The sequence below is a fragment of the Streptomyces sp. NPDC002643 genome, from assembly GCF_053592555.1.
Genome location: NZ_JBSFVY010000012.1, coordinates 90,184 through 110,566, shown reverse-complemented (window position 1 = coordinate 110,566; position 20,383 = coordinate 90,184). Strand labels below are relative to the sequence as shown.

Annotated in this window: 21 protein-coding genes and 1 pseudogene; 9 read left to right on the top strand and 13 right to left on the bottom strand. The window is 70.4% G+C overall.

Annotated features, from left to right (window positions below):
• Nucleotides 1-3 precede the first annotated feature (3 nt).
• Nucleotides 4-2,730 (top strand): caspase family protein, encoded by a 2,727-nt coding sequence (locus ACWD4G_RS19815; RefSeq protein WP_451295062.1) that lies wholly within the window; start codon nucleotides 4-6, stop codon nucleotides 2,728-2,730.
• Nucleotides 2,730-4,253, top strand: a complete 1,524-nt coding sequence (locus ACWD4G_RS19810; protein WP_451295060.1) for an extracellular solute-binding protein — start codon at nucleotides 2,730-2,732, stop codon at nucleotides 4,251-4,253. Before ACWD4G_RS19815 ends, ACWD4G_RS19810 begins: the two co-directional genes overlap by 1 nt.
• Before the next feature lie 17 nt (nucleotides 4,254-4,270).
• Here the strand turns inward: ACWD4G_RS19810 and ACWD4G_RS19805 are convergent, their stop codons facing one another.
• On the bottom strand, nucleotides 4,271-4,693 hold the full coding sequence (locus ACWD4G_RS19805; RefSeq protein WP_451295058.1) for a luciferase domain-containing protein: 423 nt from the start codon (nucleotides 4,691-4,693) through the stop codon (nucleotides 4,271-4,273).
• A gap of 4 nt (nucleotides 4,694-4,697) precedes the next feature.
• Nucleotides 4,698-5,363: a TetR/AcrR family transcriptional regulator gene (locus ACWD4G_RS19800; RefSeq protein ID WP_451295056.1), complete on the bottom strand. Its 666-nt coding sequence runs from the start codon at nucleotides 5,361-5,363 to the stop codon at nucleotides 4,698-4,700.
• A 137-nt stretch (nucleotides 5,364-5,500) separates the two neighbouring features.
• Here ACWD4G_RS19800 and ACWD4G_RS19795 point away from each other — a divergent pair, with 137 nt between their 5' ends.
• Together ACWD4G_RS19795 and ACWD4G_RS19790 are read left to right on the top strand one after the other, a co-directional pair.
• On the top strand, nucleotides 5,501-6,721 hold the full coding sequence (locus ACWD4G_RS19795) for a patatin-like phospholipase family protein (RefSeq protein ID WP_451295054.1): 1,221 nt from the start codon (nucleotides 5,501-5,503) through the stop codon (nucleotides 6,719-6,721).
• A 1-nt stretch (nucleotide 6,722) separates the two neighbouring features.
• Entirely contained in the window at nucleotides 6,723-8,246 is a 1,524-nt protein-coding gene (locus ACWD4G_RS19790) for a flavin-containing monooxygenase (protein WP_451295052.1), read from the top strand.
• Between the two features lie 126 nt (nucleotides 8,247-8,372).
• Here ACWD4G_RS19790 and ACWD4G_RS19785 read toward each other — a convergent pair.
• The 7 genes and pseudogenes from ACWD4G_RS19785 to ACWD4G_RS19755 form a co-directional block, all read right to left on the bottom strand.
• Nucleotides 8,373-8,486 (bottom strand): annotated as a pseudogene (locus tag ACWD4G_RS19785) (5-formyltetrahydrofolate cyclo-ligase); the annotation flags it as partial.
• Between the two features lie 363 nt (nucleotides 8,487-8,849).
• Complete coding sequence (locus ACWD4G_RS19780; protein ID WP_451295050.1) at nucleotides 8,850-9,674, bottom strand: phosphotransferase; 825 nt, start codon at nucleotides 9,672-9,674, stop codon at nucleotides 8,850-8,852.
• The gene (locus ACWD4G_RS19775; protein WP_451295048.1) at nucleotides 9,655-10,563 is read right to left on the bottom strand and encodes an aldo/keto reductase; all 909 of its coding nucleotides are present in this window, start codon (nucleotides 10,561-10,563) and stop codon (nucleotides 9,655-9,657) included. Before ACWD4G_RS19775 ends, ACWD4G_RS19780 begins: the two co-directional genes overlap by 20 nt.
• Complete coding sequence (locus ACWD4G_RS19770; protein WP_451295046.1) at nucleotides 10,560-11,753, bottom strand: cupin domain-containing protein; 1,194 nt, start codon at nucleotides 11,751-11,753, stop codon at nucleotides 10,560-10,562. Before ACWD4G_RS19770 ends, ACWD4G_RS19775 begins: the two co-directional genes overlap by 4 nt.
• 16 nt (nucleotides 11,754-11,769) lie before the next feature.
• Nucleotides 11,770-11,916: a hypothetical protein gene (locus ACWD4G_RS19765; RefSeq protein ID WP_451295044.1), complete on the bottom strand. Its 147-nt coding sequence runs from the start codon at nucleotides 11,914-11,916 to the stop codon at nucleotides 11,770-11,772.
• A 377-nt stretch (nucleotides 11,917-12,293) separates the two neighbouring features.
• Nucleotides 12,294-12,542: a hypothetical protein gene (locus tag ACWD4G_RS19760; protein WP_451295042.1), complete on the bottom strand. Its 249-nt coding sequence runs from the start codon at nucleotides 12,540-12,542 to the stop codon at nucleotides 12,294-12,296.
• Nucleotides 12,518-13,342, bottom strand: a complete 825-nt coding sequence (locus ACWD4G_RS19755; protein WP_451295040.1) for a TauD/TfdA family dioxygenase — start codon at nucleotides 13,340-13,342, stop codon at nucleotides 12,518-12,520. The genes ACWD4G_RS19760 and ACWD4G_RS19755 overlap by 25 nt, the downstream gene beginning before the upstream one ends.
• Nucleotides 13,343-13,509: 167 nt before the next feature.
• On the opposite strand from ACWD4G_RS19755, the gene ACWD4G_RS19750 reads away from it, so the two are divergent.
• The 3 genes from ACWD4G_RS19750 to ACWD4G_RS19740 are packed head-to-tail and all read left to right on the top strand — an operon-like array spanning nucleotide 13,510 to nucleotide 15,191.
• Entirely contained in the window at nucleotides 13,510-13,986 is a 477-nt protein-coding gene (locus ACWD4G_RS19750) for an NUDIX hydrolase (protein WP_451295038.1), read from the top strand.
• A 24-nt stretch (nucleotides 13,987-14,010) separates the two neighbouring features.
• Nucleotides 14,011-14,160 carry a hypothetical protein gene (locus tag ACWD4G_RS19745; protein ID WP_451295037.1) on the top strand — a complete coding sequence of 50 codons (150 nt, stop codon included), beginning with the start codon at nucleotides 14,011-14,013 and terminating at the stop codon, nucleotides 14,158-14,160.
• 53 nt (nucleotides 14,161-14,213) lie between these two features.
• The gene (locus ACWD4G_RS19740; RefSeq protein WP_451295035.1) at nucleotides 14,214-15,191 is read left to right on the top strand and encodes a hypothetical protein; all 978 of its coding nucleotides are present in this window, start codon (nucleotides 14,214-14,216) and stop codon (nucleotides 15,189-15,191) included.
• Between the two features lie 185 nt (nucleotides 15,192-15,376).
• On the opposite strand, the gene ACWD4G_RS19735 is transcribed toward ACWD4G_RS19740, so the two are convergent.
• Nucleotides 15,377-15,640, bottom strand: a complete 264-nt coding sequence (locus ACWD4G_RS19735; protein WP_451295033.1) for a hypothetical protein — start codon at nucleotides 15,638-15,640, stop codon at nucleotides 15,377-15,379.
• Nucleotides 15,637-15,804: a hypothetical protein gene (locus ACWD4G_RS19730; RefSeq protein ID WP_451295031.1), complete on the bottom strand. Its 168-nt coding sequence runs from the start codon at nucleotides 15,802-15,804 to the stop codon at nucleotides 15,637-15,639. Before ACWD4G_RS19730 ends, ACWD4G_RS19735 begins: the two co-directional genes overlap by 4 nt.
• 285 nt (nucleotides 15,805-16,089) lie before the next feature.
• Here ACWD4G_RS19730 and ACWD4G_RS19725 point away from each other — a divergent pair, with 285 nt between their 5' ends.
• The gene (locus ACWD4G_RS19725; RefSeq protein WP_451295029.1) at nucleotides 16,090-16,365 is read left to right on the top strand and encodes a GntR family transcriptional regulator; all 276 of its coding nucleotides are present in this window, start codon (nucleotides 16,090-16,092) and stop codon (nucleotides 16,363-16,365) included.
• Nucleotides 16,366-16,390: 25 nt separating this feature from the next.
• Here the strand turns inward: ACWD4G_RS19725 and rox are convergent, their stop codons facing one another.
• Both rox and ACWD4G_RS19715 read right to left on the bottom strand, forming a co-directional pair.
• On the bottom strand, nucleotides 16,391-17,782 hold the full coding sequence (gene rox / locus ACWD4G_RS19720) for a rifampin monooxygenase (protein WP_451295364.1): 1,392 nt from the start codon (nucleotides 17,780-17,782) through the stop codon (nucleotides 16,391-16,393).
• The gene (locus ACWD4G_RS19715) at nucleotides 17,769-19,343 is read right to left on the bottom strand and encodes a glycosyltransferase 87 family protein (RefSeq protein ID WP_451295027.1); all 1,575 of its coding nucleotides are present in this window, start codon (nucleotides 19,341-19,343) and stop codon (nucleotides 17,769-17,771) included. Before ACWD4G_RS19715 ends, rox begins: the two co-directional genes overlap by 14 nt.
• Before the next feature lie 547 nt (nucleotides 19,344-19,890).
• On the opposite strand from ACWD4G_RS19715, the gene ACWD4G_RS19710 reads away from it, so the two are divergent.
• Nucleotides 19,891-20,340 carry a DUF5707 domain-containing protein gene (locus ACWD4G_RS19710; protein WP_451295025.1) on the top strand — a complete coding sequence of 150 codons (450 nt, stop codon included), beginning with the start codon at nucleotides 19,891-19,893 and terminating at the stop codon, nucleotides 20,338-20,340.
• The last annotated feature ends 43 nt before the right edge of the window (nucleotides 20,341-20,383 follow it).

The window sequence follows — 20,383 nt, the reverse complement described above, 5'->3', positions numbered from 1 at the left end:
CCGGTGAGCCGCTTCGACCCGCGCGGGAAGGCGAACCGGGCGCTGCTCGTCGGCGTGTCCGAGTACGACCACACCAGGCCCCCCGACGGCGTGCCCGGACATCTGCCGGCGGTCCACCACAACCGCACCGGACTCAGCGAGGTGCTGCACCGCGGCGCCGTGTTCGACGAGGGCCAGATCACCGTGTGCCCGTCGCCGGCGTACGACGGCTTCTGGGACGCTCTGCACCGGGCCGCCCAGGAGGCCGAGGGGCTGCTGCTGTTCTACTTCGCCGGGCACGGCATCGTGACCACCCCGGGCGACGAGCTGTTCCTGCAGATGCGCAACGCCCGCGTGGTGCCCGCCGGGCGCGATGTGCTCCTGGGCGCCGCCCAGTTCACCCATGTGCTCGCCGAGCTGGCGGGCAGCGGCGCCGACCGGGTCGTGGTGATCCTCGACTGCTGCTACGCGGGCAACGCGGCCGAGGCCTGGCAGAAGATGCGGGACCCGCACAAGAAGCGCAAGATCCTGCTGCTGATGAGCGCGCAGCCCAACCGGCGCATCGACGCCCGCGACGGCGGCAGAGCCACGCCCTTCACCCGTGAACTGATCCAACTCCTCGACGGACGCGGGGAGTTGTCGCTCTCGGAGCTGTATCCCGCGCTGCGGGAACGCCTGCGGCAGGCGAGGACGCCCACCGTCGAAGGAGACCCGCAGGCGCCGCAGGCGTCATGGGAGCCGGGCGAGGACGTGCTGCTGCGGGCCGTGGGCGCCCCGCCTCCGCCGCCCGGCGAGCCCCGGCCCGCCGGGAAACGCCTGCCCCCCGGCGGCCCGCACCCGGCGCCGCGTGCGTGGCGGGCCACGCTGCGGCGGGCCGTTCGCGGCGCCGTGCTCGCACCCGCCCGGGCCGTCACCGCCTGGTTACGGCGCCGGGTCCGGGCCGCCCTCGGCGTCCTGCTCGGCGTCGCCGTGCTCGTGTCCCTGGTCGTCGGCATCACCCTCTGGCCCGGCTCCTCCCCCACCTGCGCCCCGCCCCTGCATCTGCGCGTCCTGACCGACCCCGACCTGGAGCGGGTGCTCACCGCCGCCGCGGGCGAGTACTTCACCTCGCCGGCCAACACCACCGACGACGGCTGCCGCCGCACCGGCATCGGCGTCTACAGCGCCGGTGCCGCCGACGCCGTCCGCGCCCTGCGGGTGCAGACCGACGCCTGGCAGCGGCCGCCCGACGAGGACGATGACCAGAGCGCCGCCGCCGACGGTCCCCAGACCGCCCAGACCTCCGACGCCGACGACCCGCAGAACGCCCAGACCTCCGACGACGATCCGCGACGCGCCGACGAGAATCCGCAGCGCGACGTCGGCCCCCAACCGGACGTGTGGATTCCCGCCACCCGCGCCGACCACGACCGGGTCACCCAGGGGCAGGACGGCGAGGTCGCCCATCTCGGCCCGGACACCGAGCCGTTCGCCTACTCGCCGGTCGTACTCGCCGTCCCGGACGGCGACGAGGCGACGGACGCGCTCGCCGGGCGGCGGTCACTGCGCGAGATGATCACCGTGTACGAGTCCGGTGACCCCGTCGAGCCCGGCGGCCGCAGACCCGAAGTACGCCGTACCGACCCGGAGTTCACCGACAGCGCCCTGCTGGCCACGATGGGCCTGTACGCCGACGGGGCCGACGTCCGCACCGTTGAGCGCGGCATCACGCAGACCGGACCGCCCTCGCCCACGGCCGCCGACCTGCTGTGCACACTGCCCGACGACGGCCCTGTGGACGACAGCACCGCGGTGCTCGTCCCGGAGTTCCTGCTCAAGAGCGGCGTCGGCTGCGACAGGACGAGACGGGCCGCACGGACCCCCCTGTACCCCGACGACGTACCGGGCCTTGAGCCCACGTTCATCCCCGTGACCTGGAGCGAGGACGACGACCGGGACGACGGCGGGGACGACGACGACCGCGCCGACGCGGTGGACCGGTTCCGCGTCTGGCTGACCGGCGAGGGCGGGCGCGCCGTACTCGGCGAGCACGGATTCCGCTCCCCGGACGAGGACCACCGCCCGCTCGGCAAGGGGGCACCCGACAACTGGCCCGAGACACTCGACAGCCTCCACACGTCCGCCGACCCGGAGCAGATGAACTCGGCGCTGAAGCGGTACGGCGGCGCCCACGGCCCGGGCCAGGTGCTGTTCCTCCTCGACAGCTCCAAGTCCATGGACGGCCTGTGGGACGGGGGCAGCGGCGCCCCCGCCCTGATCAAGCAGTCGCTGGGCGGGCTCGGCGAGGAGGACGAGTACGGCGTGTGGGCGGTGTACGGCACATCCGGCCGCGACCACACCGACCTGCTGCCCTTCGGACGGCACCGGCGGACCGAGGCCGACAGGGCGCTGGACACCGAGCGCGGCGCGGGCGTACGGAACGCCGAGGCCGATCCGCACGCCGCACTGCTGGCCGCCCTCGACTTCATGCGGGGCGCGGACGACCAGGGACGGCCGCAGCTGATCGTCCATGTCAGCGACGGCGAGGACAACACCCGGCTCACCGGCCGCGATCTGGACGAGGTCGTCGAGGCCGCCCGCACCTCGCGCGTCCCGATCGTCATGGTGTCCCTGGCCGACGGCGGCTGTGCGCCGGACCGCGCCGACGCCAGGATCGCCGCGGCGAGCGCCGGGCGCTGCCTGCCCCCGGACGACAAGCTGGGCGCCGCCCTGCACGACGAGGTGGCGCGCACCGGGACAGGGGAGGAGTGATGGGAGGACGACTGCGGGCGCGGGTGGGGGTAGGGGTGGGGACGCGGGCGCGGGGCCGGGCCCGGGCGCACGGCCCGGCGAGGGTTCGGGCACTGGCGCGAGTGCGGGTGCTGTCCTGTTCCGTGGTGCTCGTCCTCGCCGCCTGCACCGGTGGTGGCGACGGCGACGGCGAGACCGACGACTCCGAGTCCCCCTCTTCGGACCACACCATCGTCGTCGCCAGCGGCCGGGACGTCACCGGCAAGGGCGGCGTCCGCCAGCAGCTCATCGAGGAGTGGAACAAGTCGTCGGACTCGGACGGCTACAAGGCCCGCCTGGTCGAACTGCCCGGCTCGGCCGACCAGCAGCGCAGCCAGCTGCTGGGCGCCCTCCAGTCGGGCAGCGCCTCCTACGACGTGGTCAACCTCGACATCACCTGGGTGCCGGAGTTCGCCGCGGCGCGGCTCATCCGACCGTTCCCGGACGACGTGGTCGAGGCGGCCGAGCAGTCCGAGGACGACTTCGGCGACTTCGTCGACCCGGTGGACAAGTCGTCCTTCTGGGACGGCGAACGGTACGCGGTGCCGTTCAACAGCGACGTCGGACTGCTGTACTACCGGCGCGACCACCTCCGGGCGGCCGACACCGACCCCGACCTGGACGACGACGGCACCTGGGACGGGCTACGGGAAATGATCGACGATGTGGAGGCCCTGAACGACAAGCGTCCCGCCCGCTACGAGAAGGGCTGGACCACCCAGCTGGACGCCTACGAGGGCCGTACGGTCAACGCGATCGAGGCCTTCGCCTCCGCTGTCGAGGACTTCGCGCTCACGGACGACGACGGCCGCTACCGGGCCACCGAGGAACAGCTGGCCGAGGGCATCACCGAGCTGCGCGAACGCACGGTGACCGCGTACACCCTGGAGGACGCCTACGAGTCCGACGAGGCCGCCTCGCTCAGCGACTTCGCCCAGGGCCGCACCACCTTCCTGCGGCACTGGCCGTACGCCTACCCCGGCCTGGACGAGACGTTCGGGGCCGACCTCGGTGTGACGCGGCTGCCCGGCAGAGCCGTGCTCGGCGGCCAGAACCTCGCGGTGACCCGGACCACGTCCGACGACAGGGCGGCCAAGGCCGCCGAGCTGATCCGCTTCCTCACCGACCCCGACAGCGAGCGCTGCCTGCTGAACGCCGGCTTCGCCGCGACGCGGGCCTCGGCCTACGAGGACGATGCCCGCTGCACCCACGCGCCCGCGTACGCCGACACCCCCTCGGCGTCCCCGACCGGGGAGGGCACCGGCCGTCGTACACCCGCCGAGACCGCCAGGCTCGGCCACTGGCGGGGCACCCTGCTGTCCGCGCTGAAGACCGCTGTGCACCGGCCCCGGACCCCGCTGTACGGCGCGGTCACCCAGGTGCTGATCAACGAACTGGGGCCGCTGTACGAGGAACGGTCGCGGGGCGAGGACGGGGAACGGCCGAGGGCGGGCGAACTGGCGAAGCGGCTGCACGAGGCGCTGAAGGAGGAGTTGCCGGACTGAAATCGCCGGTCATCAGCTCAGTCGACGCGCGGCAGCACGGTCACGCGGCGGAAGTTGCAGCCTGCGGGTGGGTTGGTGGGTGCCGTGGTGGCGGCCGGTAGCGATGCCTGGTGGTCCGCGTGGGGGTGATGGGCCTGGTGGGCCTTGAGTGCGACGCTCACCAGGCTCAGCAGGAGGTCGACGTCGGCCTCGCAGTCGAGGTGGACCGTCACCCAGCGGGAGCCCGGCACCAGACGGACGGCGGAGGACTCACCGAGGTCCGCCGCCATGCGCTGGATCAGCCCCGGAGTGAGATGGAGGTCCACATCGTGGTCGAGGTGAAAGTGCACGATCTCGTCGTGCCGGGACCGCAACGCCCGGCCCGTGCCGCAACTGGCCGGTCCCACCGAGAGGTCGGACCAGGTCTCCAGTTGTCGCAGCGCGCGCTGGGCGAGAGTCATGCCTTCATGGTCGCCCCATCACCTCGCCGCCACCAGGGGTTGACTGAGCCGTAACCGGTACCGTCGGGCCGATACCGACGCCGAGGACGAGGCGGAGGGTGTCGGTCAGGACGGCGGTGGAGGTGGTCGGGTCGGCGATCCGCTGGACGGCGATGCCGATGCCGAGGCTCAACAGGGCCGTCGCGGCGGCGTCCGGGGGCATGGCGAGAGGGGTGCGGAGGTCGGCGGAGAGCGAGACGAGGAGGAGGGCGATCGCCTCCCGGATCGCCGTCACCCGGCTCGCGGTCTCCTCCCGCAGCCCGGCGTCGTGCCGGGTGCTGGTGAGGAACTCGACCTCCAGGGACGTCCAGTCCTCGTCCCCGATGTTCGCCTCGGCCCAGGCGGCGAAGGAGGCCAGCCGCTCGTCGACCCCGGCCGTGGCCGCGTCACGCGTCAGCGAGTCCGTCAGCAGGGCCAGTTGCTCGGCGCGGATCTGGTCCAGGACGGCGAGACAGAGACGGTCCTTGCCACGGAAGTTGGAGTAGACGGCCCCCTTGGAGTAACCGGCCGTCTCGGCGATGTCGGTGAGGGAGGTGGCGGCGTAACCGTTGCGGAGAAACAGCCGGCGAGCGGTCGCGATCAGTTGCTCGCGGGTGCGCACCTGACTCTCGACGCGACTGAGACGGGCCATACCTCGCGCTCCCTCGCTGATCCATCTGTATCTCCACAGAGCCCTCGGATCTTAACTCCCTCCAGGGGGCGCCCATTTGATTTCCGATACCGCTAGTATCCGGATCTCATTGGTATCCCGAGGACCGGAGGGCTTCGATGGACGCGACAGGCGTACGAACGGACGCGGACTCCTTACGAGGGCCCACCGCGCCGACGCCCCCGTCCCGGGGTCTGGTCCTCGGCTGCGGCGGAACCCTGGGCGCGGCCTGGACGATCGGCGCCCTGCACTCACTGGGCCGGGCCCTCGACTGGGACCCCCGCGACGCCGAGGTGCTGGTCGGCACATCGGCCGGGGCCGAGCTGGCGGCGATGTTGGGCAGCGGGGTGGGGGTGGAGGAGCTGCTGGCCGCGCAGTTGGGGCGGGAGGGCGAGGCCCGCGCGGAACTGATCCGGCACTTCGCGAGCCCACCGCGTCCGCTGCCGCCCCGGCCGGCGGCGTTCCTCGGCTCACCGGGGCTGGCCGGCCGAGCGCTGGCCGACGGGGTGAGGGGCCGCCGAGCAGAGGGAGCCCGAGTGCCGAGCAGCCCTCGACTGCCGAGCCATCGGGTGCCGGTACTGGCCGGCCTCTCGGGGCTGTTGCCCCAAGGGCGGGGCGAGGCGGGGTGGTTGGCGGACCTGGCCGACTTCCTGACGTCTGACGGGGGCGGGAGCAGGGGCCAGGGCGGGGGTGGGGCCGAGGACTGGGGCGGGGGCGACGCCAGGGCCGAGGGCCGGGGCGGGGGCGACGTCAAGCCCGGCGGCGCACCCCGGCCAGGGCAATGGGTCCGCCACCGCGCCACCTGGCTGATCGCGGCCGACTTCGACTCAGGACGCCGTACCGTCTTCGGCCACCCCGACAGCCGACCGGTGGCGCTGCGGGACGCGCTACGGGCGTCATGGGCGGTGCCGGGTTGGTTCCGCCCGGTACGGATCGACGGGCGCCGGTACGTGGACGGGGGCGTCCTGTCCACCGCCTCGGCCGACCTCCTCGTACCCGAGAGACTCGACGAGGTGTACGTCATCGCTCCGATGAGTTCCGTAACTCCCCACCCCCGCAAGGGCCTTGGCCGAGCGGAGGCCCTGTTGCGCCGCCCCATGACCCGAACCCTGGACGCCGAGTGCGCGGCCCTCCGGGCAACGGGCACCGAGGTCGTCCGCATCGAGCCCACCGCCGCCGACCTGGAGGTGATGGGCGGCAACTTCATGGACGGCCGCCGCAGACTGACCGTACTGGAGACCTCACTGCGCACGACGCGAGCCGTGGTCCGGGCCCTCTGCCGCCCACCCACCGCCCTCCCCGCCCACCCCCTCCCGAAGCCCACCGGTCCAGGAGCCTGACATGCCGCAGCAGCCACCGCGCACCGGCCCCCGGGCGACCACCGTCGTCGTCCGGGAGAGCCATGACGTCGAGGTACTGATCATCGGCAGCGGTCTGTCCGGCATCGGCGCCGCGATCAAACTGCGCGAGGCCGGCGTACGGGACCTGGTGATCGTCGAGAAGGCCGACGACCTGGGCGGCACATGGCGGGACAACACGTACCCGGGGTGCGCGTGCGACGTACCGTCCGCCCTGTACTCGTACTCCTTCGCCCCGAACCCGGAGTGGACAAGGGCGTTCGCGGGACAGCCGGAGATCCGCGCGTACCTCCGGGCCACGGCGACGCGGTACGACCTCCCGCCCCTCATCCACTACGGCACGGAGGTGGTACGGGCGCGATGGGACCCGGCGGCTTCGCGCTGGCGCGTCTCGACGACCCGGGACGACTACACCGCCCGTTTCCTGATCTCGGCGGCCGGCCCCTGGCACGAGCCACGCGTCCCCGACGACATCCCCGGCCTGAACGACTTCCCCGGCACGGTCTTCCACTCCTCCCGCTGGCGCCACGACCACGACCTGACCGACCGCAGGGTGGCCGTCATAGGCAGCGGAGCGTCGGCCGTGCAATTCGTACCGGCGATACAACCGAAGGTCGGCCGCCTGCACCTCTTCCAACGCACGGCGCAGTGGGTCCTACCGAAGGCGGACCACCACGTCCCACGCGCGGAACGCTGGCTGATGCGTCACTTCCCGACGTCCCAACGGGCTCTGCGAGCCGCTGAATACGCGGCCCTGGAAACCCTGGGCATAGGTTTCCGCCACCCAACACTGCTACGAGCCGTCGAACGCATAGGCGCCCTGCACCTCCGCACAACGGTCAAAAACCCAGCCCTCAGACGATCCTTGACCCCGACCTACACCCTGGGCTGCAAACGCCTCCTCTTCTCCAACACCTATTACCAGTCCCTGACGAGACCAAATGTCCACGTACACGCCGCAGCCCTGAAAACGGTGAAAGGCAACCAACTCACCGGAACCGACGGCCGGACGGCGGAAGTCGACACGATCATCCTCGGCACCGGCTTCCACATCCTCGACCTGCCGATCGCCCAACGAGTCTTCGACGCGACCGGCGCCTCCCTGGCCGCCCACTGGAAAGGCAGCCCCGACGCCTACCTCGGCACCACGGTCACCGGCTTCCCCAACGCCTTCATCCTCCTGGGCCCCCACCTGGGCACGGGCCACACCTCGGCGTACACGGTCCTGGAATCCCAACTCACCTACGTGACCGCCGCGATACGCCACGCCCAGACCTCCGCCTGGACCACCATGACGGTCCGCCCAGAAGTCCAAGCAGCCTTCAACGCCGAAATCCAACACTCCCTCCCCACCACCGTCTACAACTCAGGCGGCTGCTCCAGCTACTACCTGGACCCCAACGGCGTGAACAGCTTCAGCTGGCCTTGGTCGACGGGCAGAATGCGCAGGCGCTTGGGGCGATTCGATCCGGAGGCTTATGTGGCGGAGTCGGCAGCCACGTCGTGAGGGGTGGCTGCGCCGCCATGACGACCTGATGACGGACGCCGATTTGACGCTGTTAATGACCTCGTCGGGCGTGACGATCACGTCGACGTTCACGTCATGCGCCGTGGATGGAATGGGGGTGTCGATCACCTGGAGGGAATGCACGGTCGTGACGACGAGCGTCTCGGGCCCGACGAGTCCGGCCTCGGTGAGCAACGCGAACTCCAGGTCGGAGTACCCGGCTCCTTTGCCGATCCGCACGCCGGAGCGGTTGACCGCCACGCTGCCGAGGAGGTAGAGGGCTTGAGCGTGGCCAGCTTCGGGACGGCCGTGTAGAGGAGTTTGCCATCCTCCAAAGCCCGTGCGCGCACAGGGAGTTGCGCCTTGTCCGGTACCGCCTTGATGACCGTGGCGTTCTTCCACGCCTCAAGCCCGGCCAGCCGTGCAGCGGCTTCTTCGGAGCCTCTGAAGTTGGGTATGCGGCCGTGAGCCGTGTCGTCGTGCACCGCGCCGACCGCGTCGAGGGCATCCCAGACTTGCGTCCGTACGAGCTTTTTTGCGTCATCGTGTGTCGCGGACACAACAGGTTCTCCTTACGCTTACGTCGTTGTGCAGTTCTTACGGTCAACCCAGTTCTGCGGCCAGGGTGTGAAGTGCTGGGACGAGTTCGGGATGGTCGCCGCGTGAGGCCGACTGCAGTAGCTCGGTGATGACGATAATCTGCGCGACGCGTCCGGGCTCTGTCTTGAGCACGGGGAAGGTGTCGCGGATACGGTGGGCGAATTCGGGGACGAGCAGGGAGTACGTCAGCAGCATGGCGGCGTCGTAACCGGTCGGTGCCAGGCCGAAGCCCTCCCAGTCGAGCAGATAGGGGGTGCTGCTCGTGAGATTGGCGGCGTGCAGGTCTCCGTGGGCCGTCGCCCAGTCCGTGACCCGGGGGCCGGGCATGTTCAGGAAGCGTGGGACGCTGCGGTCCACCCACTCCTGTCGTACGGCTACGCGGTCCGTGGGGACGGTGTTGACGTATGCCAGGTCCGCGCGGAGGGAAGCCCACCATCCGGTAGGCGGGTCGAGTTCGGTGCGCAGGACGGGGCTGGGGGAGGCGATGGGCTCGGAGACGTACTGGTGCAGCTCTGCCTGGAACGTGTGGCCGTCGCTGCTCGACTCCGTGGTGTCGTACAGCAGGGGCTTGCGGATACGTCCGTCGAACAGCGCGGCGGCCTGGCGGTTGCCGTCCCAGATCTTTCCCGCTGCTCTGTCCTGCGGCGCGGAGAGCAGTCTCAGCCAGCAGGCGCCTCCGTCTCGGCGTTCGACGCGGCTGCTGAGAGTGCGGCCGTGCCAGCCCCAGACCTCGGGGCCGGTGATCCTGACGCTCAGCGACTCGGCGGACCCCGCGAACGCCCGGCGCATGCGCTGCCGGTCTGTGGGGTCAGTCGGCGGCGAGTACATCCAGCACCTTTCGTAGCGTGGGGACCGGGATGGCCGGGCTTCGCAGGGCGGCTTGGGCTTCGGCCCAGTGTGCCGGGGCAGACGTGGAGAGCAGAATCCGTGTCACCCCGGGGCAGGAGGCTGCCGCCAGCAGGCATGCCTGCGCGGTGGTCAGGTCCGGGGCTAGCAGTGCGGTCAGGTCCGGGGTGGCCAGTTGGGGCAGTTCACCGCCGAACAGGGGTGCCGAGGCGTAGACCTGCCAGCCGAGGTCGGCCGCCTGAGCGATGGGGCCCTCCCCGTCCAGGGCTTGGGCGAACGCGGTGGCGGTGACGAGGGAGACGGGCAGTTGGACGGCTCGCAGGTGGTGGTGTTCCGTGCCGGCGGCTTCGGTGGCCAGTTGGTGCAGGGCGGGGACGCTCAGTTTGCCGGTGTCGAAGCCGTCCCAGGTGGCGACGCCGTATGCGGTCAGGGTTCCGGCCACTGCTTCTGCTTCAAGGGCGGTGAAGGCGTCGCGCAGGGCGTCGTACGGGTCGCCGGCGGTGTGCTCGGGGTTGTGGGCGAAGACGAGGTCCAGGTGGTCGCGGCGGAGTTCGGTGCGGTTGCGTGCGCACTGCCAGTGGATGTATGGGCTGCTCAGGCAGTGTCCGTGTTCCGCGTCCTCGGCGGTGAGGGCTCCGTCGGGGAGGGCGTCCTCGGCGGCGTGATCTGTCAGGAATCCGACTTTGGTCGAAACCGGGATCGGATGCCGGGCAAGCGTGGGGGCAAGCAGCAACTGGGCGTGCCCATTGAGGTAGTTGGGCGCGGTATCGATCCATGCGGTGGCGGAGTCGGCGGCCGCGCGAACGGCGGCGTCCTTCAGTCCGGAAGGGCGGACGCGGTAGGTGCCCAGACCCAAGGCTGCCGTCGTCATCGCTCGCTCCCCTCCACTGTGATCGCTTGGCCGTTCATCAGCTCGGAGACGACGGCTGCCACCTCCGCGACCGGGATGCGAGCCGCAGCGGCCAGCTCACCGAGCGACACGGTGCTGGGCGCGGCGCGCATCAGGCGCTGGAACAGCGGCTGCGCTTCCTCTGCCATCTCCCACTCGTTGTCACAGGCCCGGAAGACCACTCCGTCCCCGGTCGCCGCGGGCTCCAGGTGGCCTCGTGCGGTGGCGAGCCTGACGTGCACCTCTGGGTCGGCAGGGACACCGGCGATGTGGGGCAGGCTCGGCCGCAGGCGGGTGAGGTCGGTTCCGTCGCGCGTCGCCGTGTACCGGCCGATGAGAGCCGGATCTTCCAGAGCGGCGGTGACTTCCTTGCGTAGTCGTTCCAGATAGGTGGCCTGGTGCGCGGCGGTGGCATGAACGGGCAGGTCTTCGCGCAGGACGTCGTGGCGACGCAGGTCGTCGGCGAGCCAGGACAGGAGCTGGGCGCCGGTGGTGGTCTGGATGCCGAAGGTGAGGTGGAGGGAGTGCTCCCCCTCGGAGGCAGCCACCGAGTGCCACCAGCCACGCGGGAGATACAGCACGTCTCCGGGGCGCAGGACCAGTTCCGCGATCGGCTCCTCCGGTGGGGGCTCCGGCTCGTCGGTGTCCTTGTACATGGGGGCGGTGCGCGTGGGGCCGTACAGCTTCCAGCGTTTGGCGCCGTCGATCTGGATGACGACGACGTCGTGGTCGTCCCAGTGCACACCGAAGCCTTCGCGGGCGGTCCAGGAGGCGTACAGGTTGGTCTGCACGCCGGTGCGCAGCCACCGCTCCAGCTCCATCGCCGCGCGGCCCACGGGCGGGTGGAGTTCGTCGACGGCGTCGATCACCAGGGAGGCGCCCTCGGCGAGACAGGCGTGCAGCTCGGCGGGGTGCAGACGATGCCAGACCGTGTGCCGACGGGTGGTGACCGGGGCCGTGTAGCGGTAGGCCGGCAGCATCTCGCCGTCTGCGGACAGGCGGAAGCGGGGCGGTTCCAGGCGGTGGGTGGCCAGGATGGTGTTGACGTCGTCCCAAGTGATCAGGCTGCCGGGGTTGGTGAGGGCTGCGGGGACGTGGCGGTGGTGGCGGTGGAGCACCTGGGCCAGGAACTCGTCCTGGCCCAGGTGGGCCGCCAGGTTCAGCGGCGACAAGGCTTCTCCTCCTGGATCAGTCGTTGCTGTCGGTACGGCCGGTGCTGCCGCCGTCGGACGGGGTGACGCCGCGTTCGCGGGCGGCCTGGATGCGGCGGCGGGCCTTGACCAGGCCGGACCGGGCCGGATCGGTCGTCGGGCTGGTGGCGGTGTCGTTCGGCATTGCTCCTCCTTGGAGTTGGGGGCGAAGTGGCGTTGCGGACCCGCTTCCGACGGCGCTCGACCTGTCCATGGGTTCGGGCAATTGATCCGTCCGGAGCGGGGTTTGCGGCCCGTCCCTGCCGGGCTTCCCGAAGCGGGGGAACCTGTCGATCGGCTACGTCCGGCAGGGACGGGAACTCAAGGGGCGGCCGGGGCGGTGGAGACCGCGACGCCGATCACGACGCCGCACGAAGCGGCAAGCGCGATGATCGGCAGTGGTCCTTCGAGAAACGACTCAGCCGGGCCACCGGCCGCCGCTGTCACGTACGCCATGGCCGAGTGATGCCGCATCCGGCATACGGCTGCCGTGCGCAGAGCCGAAGAGCGACGCCGTGGGCTTCATCGTCCCCACCGCCCGTTCGCTACGGCCACCTTGGCGCTCAGCTCCTCGGCCTGGGTGGGGCGGCGAAGTTCCGCTGGGGGAACGTCCCACTCCCTGCCGCCCTTCAGCGGGCGGAGCTGGACGTAGGGCCCGGCGTGCCCCATGACCACGCCCACCTGGTCGTTGCGCTTGTCGACCATCAGCGTCCCCACATCGGCCTGTTCGGCGTCCGTCACATCGGTCACCTCCTCGCGGCGTGGACCCATGAGACGGGCTCGCTGGTCTTGGGAAGGACGGCGGCTGTCGGGTGCGGGGCGAATCCGCTGGGGAGGGCGAAATGAGGGTCGCCCAGGCTGCGCAGGAGCTGCCGGTTCCCGGTGAAGCGCGTGCGGGCGTGCAGCCAGCGGTGGTTGTCCAGCAGACAGCCCTGTCCGGCGTGTAGCAGGAGGCGGTGCTGGCTGGTGGCGATGGCGCTGCGGAGGTCGGGCAAGTAGGGGCGGACGATGGGGCTCCAGCGGGCCAGACAGTCCTGGCGCAGCCGTATGGAGAGACGGCCGTCGGCCTGAACGGTGAAGACCTGGGTGGCATGGCCGGAGCCAGCGCCGAAGTAGGCGGTTCGGGGCTGACAGAGCGCGACCGCTGCTTCTCGGTTCTCGTCGACGAGGCGGGCGTGGACGTCGCGTCCGTCGGCGAGGAGGGTCTCACCACCCGCTGACGCCGGCTGCAGGCACACCAGGAGGATCAGACGCGGAGGCGTGGGGATGCCCGACCGTTCGGTGTGGGCCTGTAGTTCGCCGTTGCCGAATCCGGCGAAGCCGACTCCGCGGGCTTGGCTGCCGGTGTCGTGGATCAGGGTCAAGCCGTCGGGGGCACCGTGCGGGTGGGGCGTGAGCGCCATCAGCCGGGAGGCGAACGCCAGGATCTCCGGCCGGGTTGTCAGTCCGTCGAGGGTGACCAGGCCGGTCTCACGAAGCTGTGCGGCGATCACGTCGCTGGCGTGCGGGGCGCGGAGGTCGACGTAGTGGCCGGCGAAGAGCGTCTCGGAGCCTGCGGAGGCGTCGAGCATCGCCGTACTCCTTCGATCGGGGTCGGTGTGATCAGAGTGGGGAGGTCTGGTGGTCCGGGTAAAGCGACTGATTGTCGACTAGGACAAATCGGTCGTCTTAGGGGTGGGTCGAGGGGGGCGTGCTACGTTCCGAAGGCCCGGCTCGCACACCGCAGGACGAGGACGTCATGACGTACACGCCGCCGCTCTGGCCCGTCTCCGTAAAAGGTGTCGCGCTCGACGCGCGTGATCGCGTGCTGCTGCTGCGGAACGAGCGCGATGAATGGGAGCTGCCTGGCGGACGCCTGGAGGTCGGCAGCCCCGATGGCGCACAACTGCCGGACAGCAGCCCGGAGGCGGCGCTGGAGCGTGAGATCCAGGAGGAGACCGGCTGGGACGTCAAGGCCGGCCCGCTCATCAACAGCGGCGTGTGGATCTACCAGCCCATCCCCGGACGGCGCGTGCTGATCGTGACCTACGGCTGCACCGTGCTGACTCCCGACCGGCCCCCGGTCGTCAGCCACGAGCACAAGCAGCTCGGCATGTTCACCGCCGACGAGGTACCGGAGCTGAACATACCGGACGGCTACAAACAGGCCATCGCCGCCTGGTACGGCCTGCGCCATCCCGCACCGGCAGCCTTGGGCGACCACGAGCGGACGTAGCCGACGATGGCCGGGGGAGAGAGCGTGACACGGACGCGGGACAGCGGGCTCCCGCTTCCACGGCCCTCGGCACGGCATGCCCAGTGGCACTGGGCGACACCGCAGGCCCAACTCGTCCTGGCCGCAGGGGACCTGGCAGGCATCCTGCGCTTCTACCGACGGGGCACGGTCTGAACCAGGCCTCGCTCGCTGACCTCCTCGGTTACGACAAGACCTACATCTCCGCCTTGGAGCTGGGGAAGCGCGCCCTCGACGACGTCGGCTCCCGGCGCCGCGTCTGCGAGGCTCTGCGACTGCCGCCCCACATCCTCGGCGTCACCGACCCCTCCGACACCGACCACCGGGCGATGGTGCAGTTCGGTGAGTCGACCGTCCGGCTCGCAGAGATCGCCCGCCAGTCCGGCCACGCCTCCGAAGCCGTCTCGGAGCTGTGGCCGCTCGTCGTCCGTCTCGAAGCCCGCGTCGACGACGGTCACACCGAGCGGGACGTCCTGCACCTGCTCGCCCGGGCCCGCGTCGGCCTCGGTGTGGCCCTGGGCAACGTGCTGCCGGAGGAACGCCTGGCCACCGCCGCCCGCTGGACGGCCAAGAGCCTGGAGGTCGCCGAGTACTTCGGGGACCCGGGCATGACTTCGTATGTGCTGCGCATGCACGGCAACGAACTGCGCAAGGCCGGCCTACGGGGTGCGGCGGTCCAGCGGTTGTGCCGCGCTGCCGCCACGGCGCCCGACGACAACGCCCGTGCCGCCGTGCTGCCGCTGCTCGCCCGAGCCGTCGGCACGCTGGGCAACGGCGACCTGTTCGCCCGGGTGATGCGGGAGACCGACGCCTTGCTCGACCGCGTCGACCACACCAGCCTGTTCAACCCCTTCTCCCTCCACGAAATCCGCCTGCGCGGTCTCGTCTCAACCGGGCGCACCGACCTGGCCATGCGGCTGGTGGAACACAGTCCCCCAGTGCCCACGACTGTCGTGGCTCCACAGTGGCGCGTCATCGAACTGATCACTGTCGCGCACGTCCAACTACTCGCCGACGACACGGCAGGCGCCGCCCAGTCGCTCGATACCGCCACCCAGGAGGCCGTTGTGCAGCGCCTCCCCCACCAGCTACAGCGGATCATGCGAACCGCGGGGTCACGGCTGCCCGCTCAGCAGGCCGCCGCTTCGCGGTCACTGGACCGGATACGCGGCGAGATGGCCGCCTGATCCAGGCCCACCACCCCTGGGCGGGACGGTCTACGGTCCGGATACCGACGAGGCTGGTCGAGCCTGCGGTGGGTGGCCTCACCGAGAGATCCCTGCCCATGCTGCGGCCGGTGGACAGTGGGCACCCAGGACAAACCCCGGGCACCCAGCGCACCACCGGCCCACGTCCGAATGCGCCTACGCCGTCACTCCCTGTCCGCCGCCATGACGCCGACGCATTCTTCGAGCGCGGCATGCAACGGCGTTACGAATGCGGCGAGTTCGGCATCCGACGCCTTCCCCACCTCCAGCACCGCGCCGACGACCGCCACCAGGACGGCGGCGGCCTTGAGCGCACGCACGTCGGCCAGCTCCTCAAGAAGACCGCCGGGGCGCGTGACCGCCAGGGCCTCCTTGCCGGTGGCCGGGTCTACGCCGAGGCTGCGCATACGGGACGTACTCGTACTCATACAGCCACCTCCCACGGAACACAGTCCTGCCCCAGCGTCGCCAGGACCGCCACCCGGCGCCGATCACGTTCGTCAAGCTCGCGTTCCCACTCGACGACGTACGGGCGGACCAGGAGCGTGCCATCGGCGGTGATGACGTCCTCCGGGTGCGGACACGTGATCATGGGTGGGGGCTCCGGAACAGGTGGACAGGCAATGAGGGGCAGTGGTGACGGTGCTGCGGAGCGGTGGGCTCCGCGGGGAGCGAGGAAGAGGCTCAGGAACGCCGCCAGTAGGCTGCGCATGGTCGACTCCTGTTCAGTCGGCTCAGCCCCGGCATGGAAGCTCTCACCCTTCCGGCCGGGGCGTCTCTGTGTGCTGCGACCTTAGCCGAGAACGGTAGTGATGGGTAGTGGTTGGTAGTAGTACTAGGTGATGCGTGGTAGGGGGTGGCGGTCTACGGTCAAAACGTGGACACGATCAGCCCGGACTCGCCGCAGTACGTGTATGAACAGCTGGCCGCGATCATCGAGCGGAAGATCCGCTCCGGCGAATACGCGCCCGGCACCCGGCTGCCGGGCGAACTGACCATGACGCACGACTACAAAGTCGGCCCGGGCACTGTCCGCCGGGCCCTGGACATCCTCAGAGACCGAGGACTCGTGGTGACCGTACGCGCCCGAGGCTCCTTCGTAAGCGACCCTCTTCCGCCCTCCCCCGAGTCCTCCGAACCACCGAAGCCGTAGTCACGCTCAATCACCCAGGGGCTACTCAACAGGCAGCGGTGCCGAACCACTTGGCCAAGTGGCCCATCAGGTCGCGCTGGTCCTCCCCCACCCACGCCACGTGGCCGTCGGGGCGGAGGAGTACGGCGGGCACGTCCAAGTCCTCGGCGGTGTCCACGACGTGGTCGACCCTGTCCGTCCAGCCCTCCAACGAAAGTTGGCCTGCCTGGTCAAGGAGGAGGCCTCGGCCTGAGTGCGTCAGGGTGTAGAGGCGGCCGTTCTGCTTCAGGGGGAGGTCTCGTAGGCGGCGGCCCTGGAGGGGGTGGGTGTTGTCGAAGTCGTAGCGGATGGAGATCGCGGTGAGTTTTTCGATGAGGAGGCGGTTTACCTCGTCGATGTCCATCAGCTGGGAGAGGAGGCGGCGGACCGCTTGGGGGCCCGGGTCGGTGGACATCAGTTCCATTTGGGCTCGGGTGTTGTTCAGGACCTCTTCGGCCACCGGGTGGCGTTCGGAGTGGTAGGTGTCCAGGAGGTCTGCCGGGGCCCAGCCGTTCAGGGCGGCGGCCAGTTTCCAGCCGAGGTTGAACGCGTCCTGGAGGCCGAGGTTGAGGCCCTGGCCGCCGGTCGGGGGGTGGATGTGGGCCGCGTCGCCGGCCAGGAAGACACGGTCTACCCGGTAGCGCTCGGCCTGGCGGGTGGCGTTGCCGAAGCGGGAGAGCCAGCGCGGGGAGTGGACGCCGAAGTCCGTGCCGGAGATCGCTCGTAGTCGGGTTTTGAACTCGTCGAGGGTGGGTGGGGTTGTGCGGTCTGAAGAGACGCCTTCGGCGGGGACCACGACTCGGTAGACCCCCGGGGCCCCGAAGGGTGACAGGCCGAAGCGTTTCTGGGTTTTGTTGACCTCCGCCACCACCGCCGCCACCTCCTCCGGCGGCATGGACGCCTCCATCTCGCCCAGCAGGGTCTCTGTCGTGGACGGTTCGCCGGGGAAGGCGATGCCCAGCAGTTTGCGGACCGTGCTGCGGCCGCCGTCGCAGCCGATCAGGTAGCGGGAGCGGAGGTGGGTGCCGTCGGCCAGTTCGGCCGTCACTCCGTCTTCGTCCTGGGTCAGGGCGGTCAGTTCGCTGCCGCGTCGGATCTCGGCGCCCAGTTCGGTGGCTCGTTCGGCGAGCAGGCGGTCGGTGGTGGGTTGGGGGATACCGAGGACATAGCCGTGTGCGGTGTCCAGGCCGGGGGGTGTGGGTTTGGGAATGGCCGCGAAGAAGCCGCCGAGGGGGTACTTCTTGCCGTTCTCCAAGAAGCGGTCCAGCAGACCTCGTTGGTCCATCACCTCGATGCTGCGCACGTGGAGGCCGAGGGCGCGAACGTAGGTGGGTGGCTGTGGTTCCTTCTCCAGGACGAGTACGCGTACGCCGTGCAGGCGCAGTTCAGCGGCCAGCATCAGGCCGGTGGGACCGCCGCCGGCGATGATCACGTCGATCGGTTCGTTCACGGAGGGCCTGTCGCTCGCGGGGGTCATCGCAGTATCCGTTTCCGCCGGTTGGGGCTTCGGTCGTCCACAGGTTGTGGGCTTCGGCCGGTGATTCTGCGGTAACGGTGGGGCCTTGCCGCAAGGCCCCCCGTGCGCTATACGTTGAGTACGGCAGGGAGTTGAGGGACTCCTTGCCTTTGTTGTTTCCGCCCGCCGTGAGGGCCGGTGCCGCTCGGAACGAGAGGGCCAGGACCAGGGGGTAGGCCAAGTAACCGAAGCGGGTGGCCGGCATCAGGCACATCGCCAGGGCCAGGCCTATGGACAGTCGATCCGCTGCCGCCAGGACCGTTCGGGGTGGGCGGGTCACGAGGGACGCCGCGACCCCTATGGCCGCCAGTACCAGCGCGGTCTTCGCCAGGGTCGCGCCGCCGGGGACGTATGCCGCCAGGAGGTGGCCGGGGAGGGGGCTTGTCGCCGGGGACTCCACACCTGCCTCGCCCAGCGGGAAGCGGATCACATGTTCGATGAAGGCGTGAGGGGCGACGAAGACCGCTGGTAGGACGGTTACGGCGGCCATCGTCACGGACACCCATCCCGCCCGTACGGCGGCCCTGCGCCCCGCCGTCGCAGCCAGCAGTGTCAAACCCACCGGCAGCAGCGGCCAGGCCGTCCACTTCAGTGCCGCCGCCGCACCCATCGCCAGCCCCGCCGCCGTACCGGAACCGCCCCGGCCCGCCAGCGCCAGGCCCAGACACATCAGCCCGATCACCGGCAGATCGACACCGCCGACCGCCAACGGCAACGCCACCGCCGGGAAGGAGGCGAGGAGCAGTACGGCGGGGGTCCAGTCGATGTGCGTGCGGCGGGTTTCGGTCCGGTGGGTGTCGGTCCGGTGTGCCTCTGTCGGGTCATCGGTCGGCCTCGGCAATGCGCCTGCGGTGGCCCCGCGACCGGCTACGTACATGCTGATCAGGAAAGTCGCCGTGAACCACAGGCGGGCGTCGGACAGGGCCGACAGCGGGGTGTCGCCGAAGAGGGCGCGCGGGAGGCCGAAGAGGGCCATGCCGGGGAGGTACGGGTTGTAGTCGTCCACCTCGTGGGGGTGGGGGGTGTACGGGGTGCCGGAGGACAGGAGGTGGGTGGCCGAGTCCTCGACCACATGGACCTCCGACTGGGCTGCGCCCAGGGTCATGAGGAGCAGCAGAGGGAGGACCACCGAACCCGCCACCGCCGCCCCTGCCGCCACCGAACCCACCACCGGCAACGCCGCCCGGCCGGTCCGTGGGCGATGCGTCGCCGGTGCTCCGCCAACGGTTCGTGCGCGTGCGCGTGGCCTCGCCGTCCTACGCGTGTGCCAGGCCGCCAACCCGTAGCCGAGGGCCGCGCAGGCGCCCCAGATTCGGTGGGGCGTGAGTGTCGTGACCAGGGAGAGCAGCAGGGCGAACACCGCGCAGGTCAGCCAGTAGAGCCAGGTCAGGTCCTCCAGCCTCCGCAGCCGGGCCGACCAACCGCTCCGGTCGAGCCACGCCACCGTACGAGGACGCCCCGCCCCACGAGGACGCCCCGCGACACCAGCACGCCGTGCCGTACCAAAGCGCCCCGCCGCACCAGGGCGCGATGCGGTCGGGATCGGCGTCCCGGCCGGTGAGTGCGACAGGGCCTGCGACTGCGACCGCTGCTGCGGCTGTCGTGGGGGTGCGGTGGGTGAGGACACGGGTGGCATGGGTGCGCTCCTGGGATGGGCGGGCTGGGAGCCGTATCCCAATCTCGTGCCTGGCCAGAGGCGTCCACCTCGGCCGAATGGTCAGCGTTTGCCGGGTGCGGGGCGGGGCGGATCGGCCATAAGGCCTACCGCGACCGGCCGGGTGGGCCGGTGCTCTCTACCTCTGGTTCGAGTCGGTAATCATCCGCCGGCCCGAGGTCCGAACCCCACTCCCCGCCATAGTCTTTGAGCATCGAGAAAGCGACCGGGAAATATCCCGAAAGACGCTCCACCAACGGTTTCGAAGAATTCGTCGAGCCGAACCGAATTACTCATCCAATCAAGCTTCGTCACTCTGAATCCAGGGGGTTCCACCATGTCCAAGCGCGCTCTTGTCTCCACCCTCATCGGCCTTCTCGTCGTCGGTGGATTCACCGCCGGCGGTATCGCCGTAGCACGTGGTGTGGAGCAGCCGATACTGGAGAACAGTTCGGTTCGGTACGTCGCCCCGAGCGGTGACAAGGACGGGTCGCTCACCTTCACCACGGATGTGCGGGACGACTCCGGTGTGCTCGGGCTGAAGGTGATCGCCTGGCCGGCGAGTTCGAAGCTCGACCCGACCGAGAAGGACCTCGCGCACGTCGAGAGCGCCACCTGCGAGAGCACCTCGGACCGGTCCGCCCGCTGCACCTACGAGCTGGCCGTCACGAAGGAAGACGCCGCCGAGGCCGACGAGGGCACCTGGTACATCTCCGCGCTGGCCACCGCCGAGGACGGGGACACCGTGTTCGCACCCAAGGTCGCCACCTTCGACATGGCCGGCTGAGACCAGAGGACCGGCTCAGACCGCAGGACCTGCTGAGGCCGAC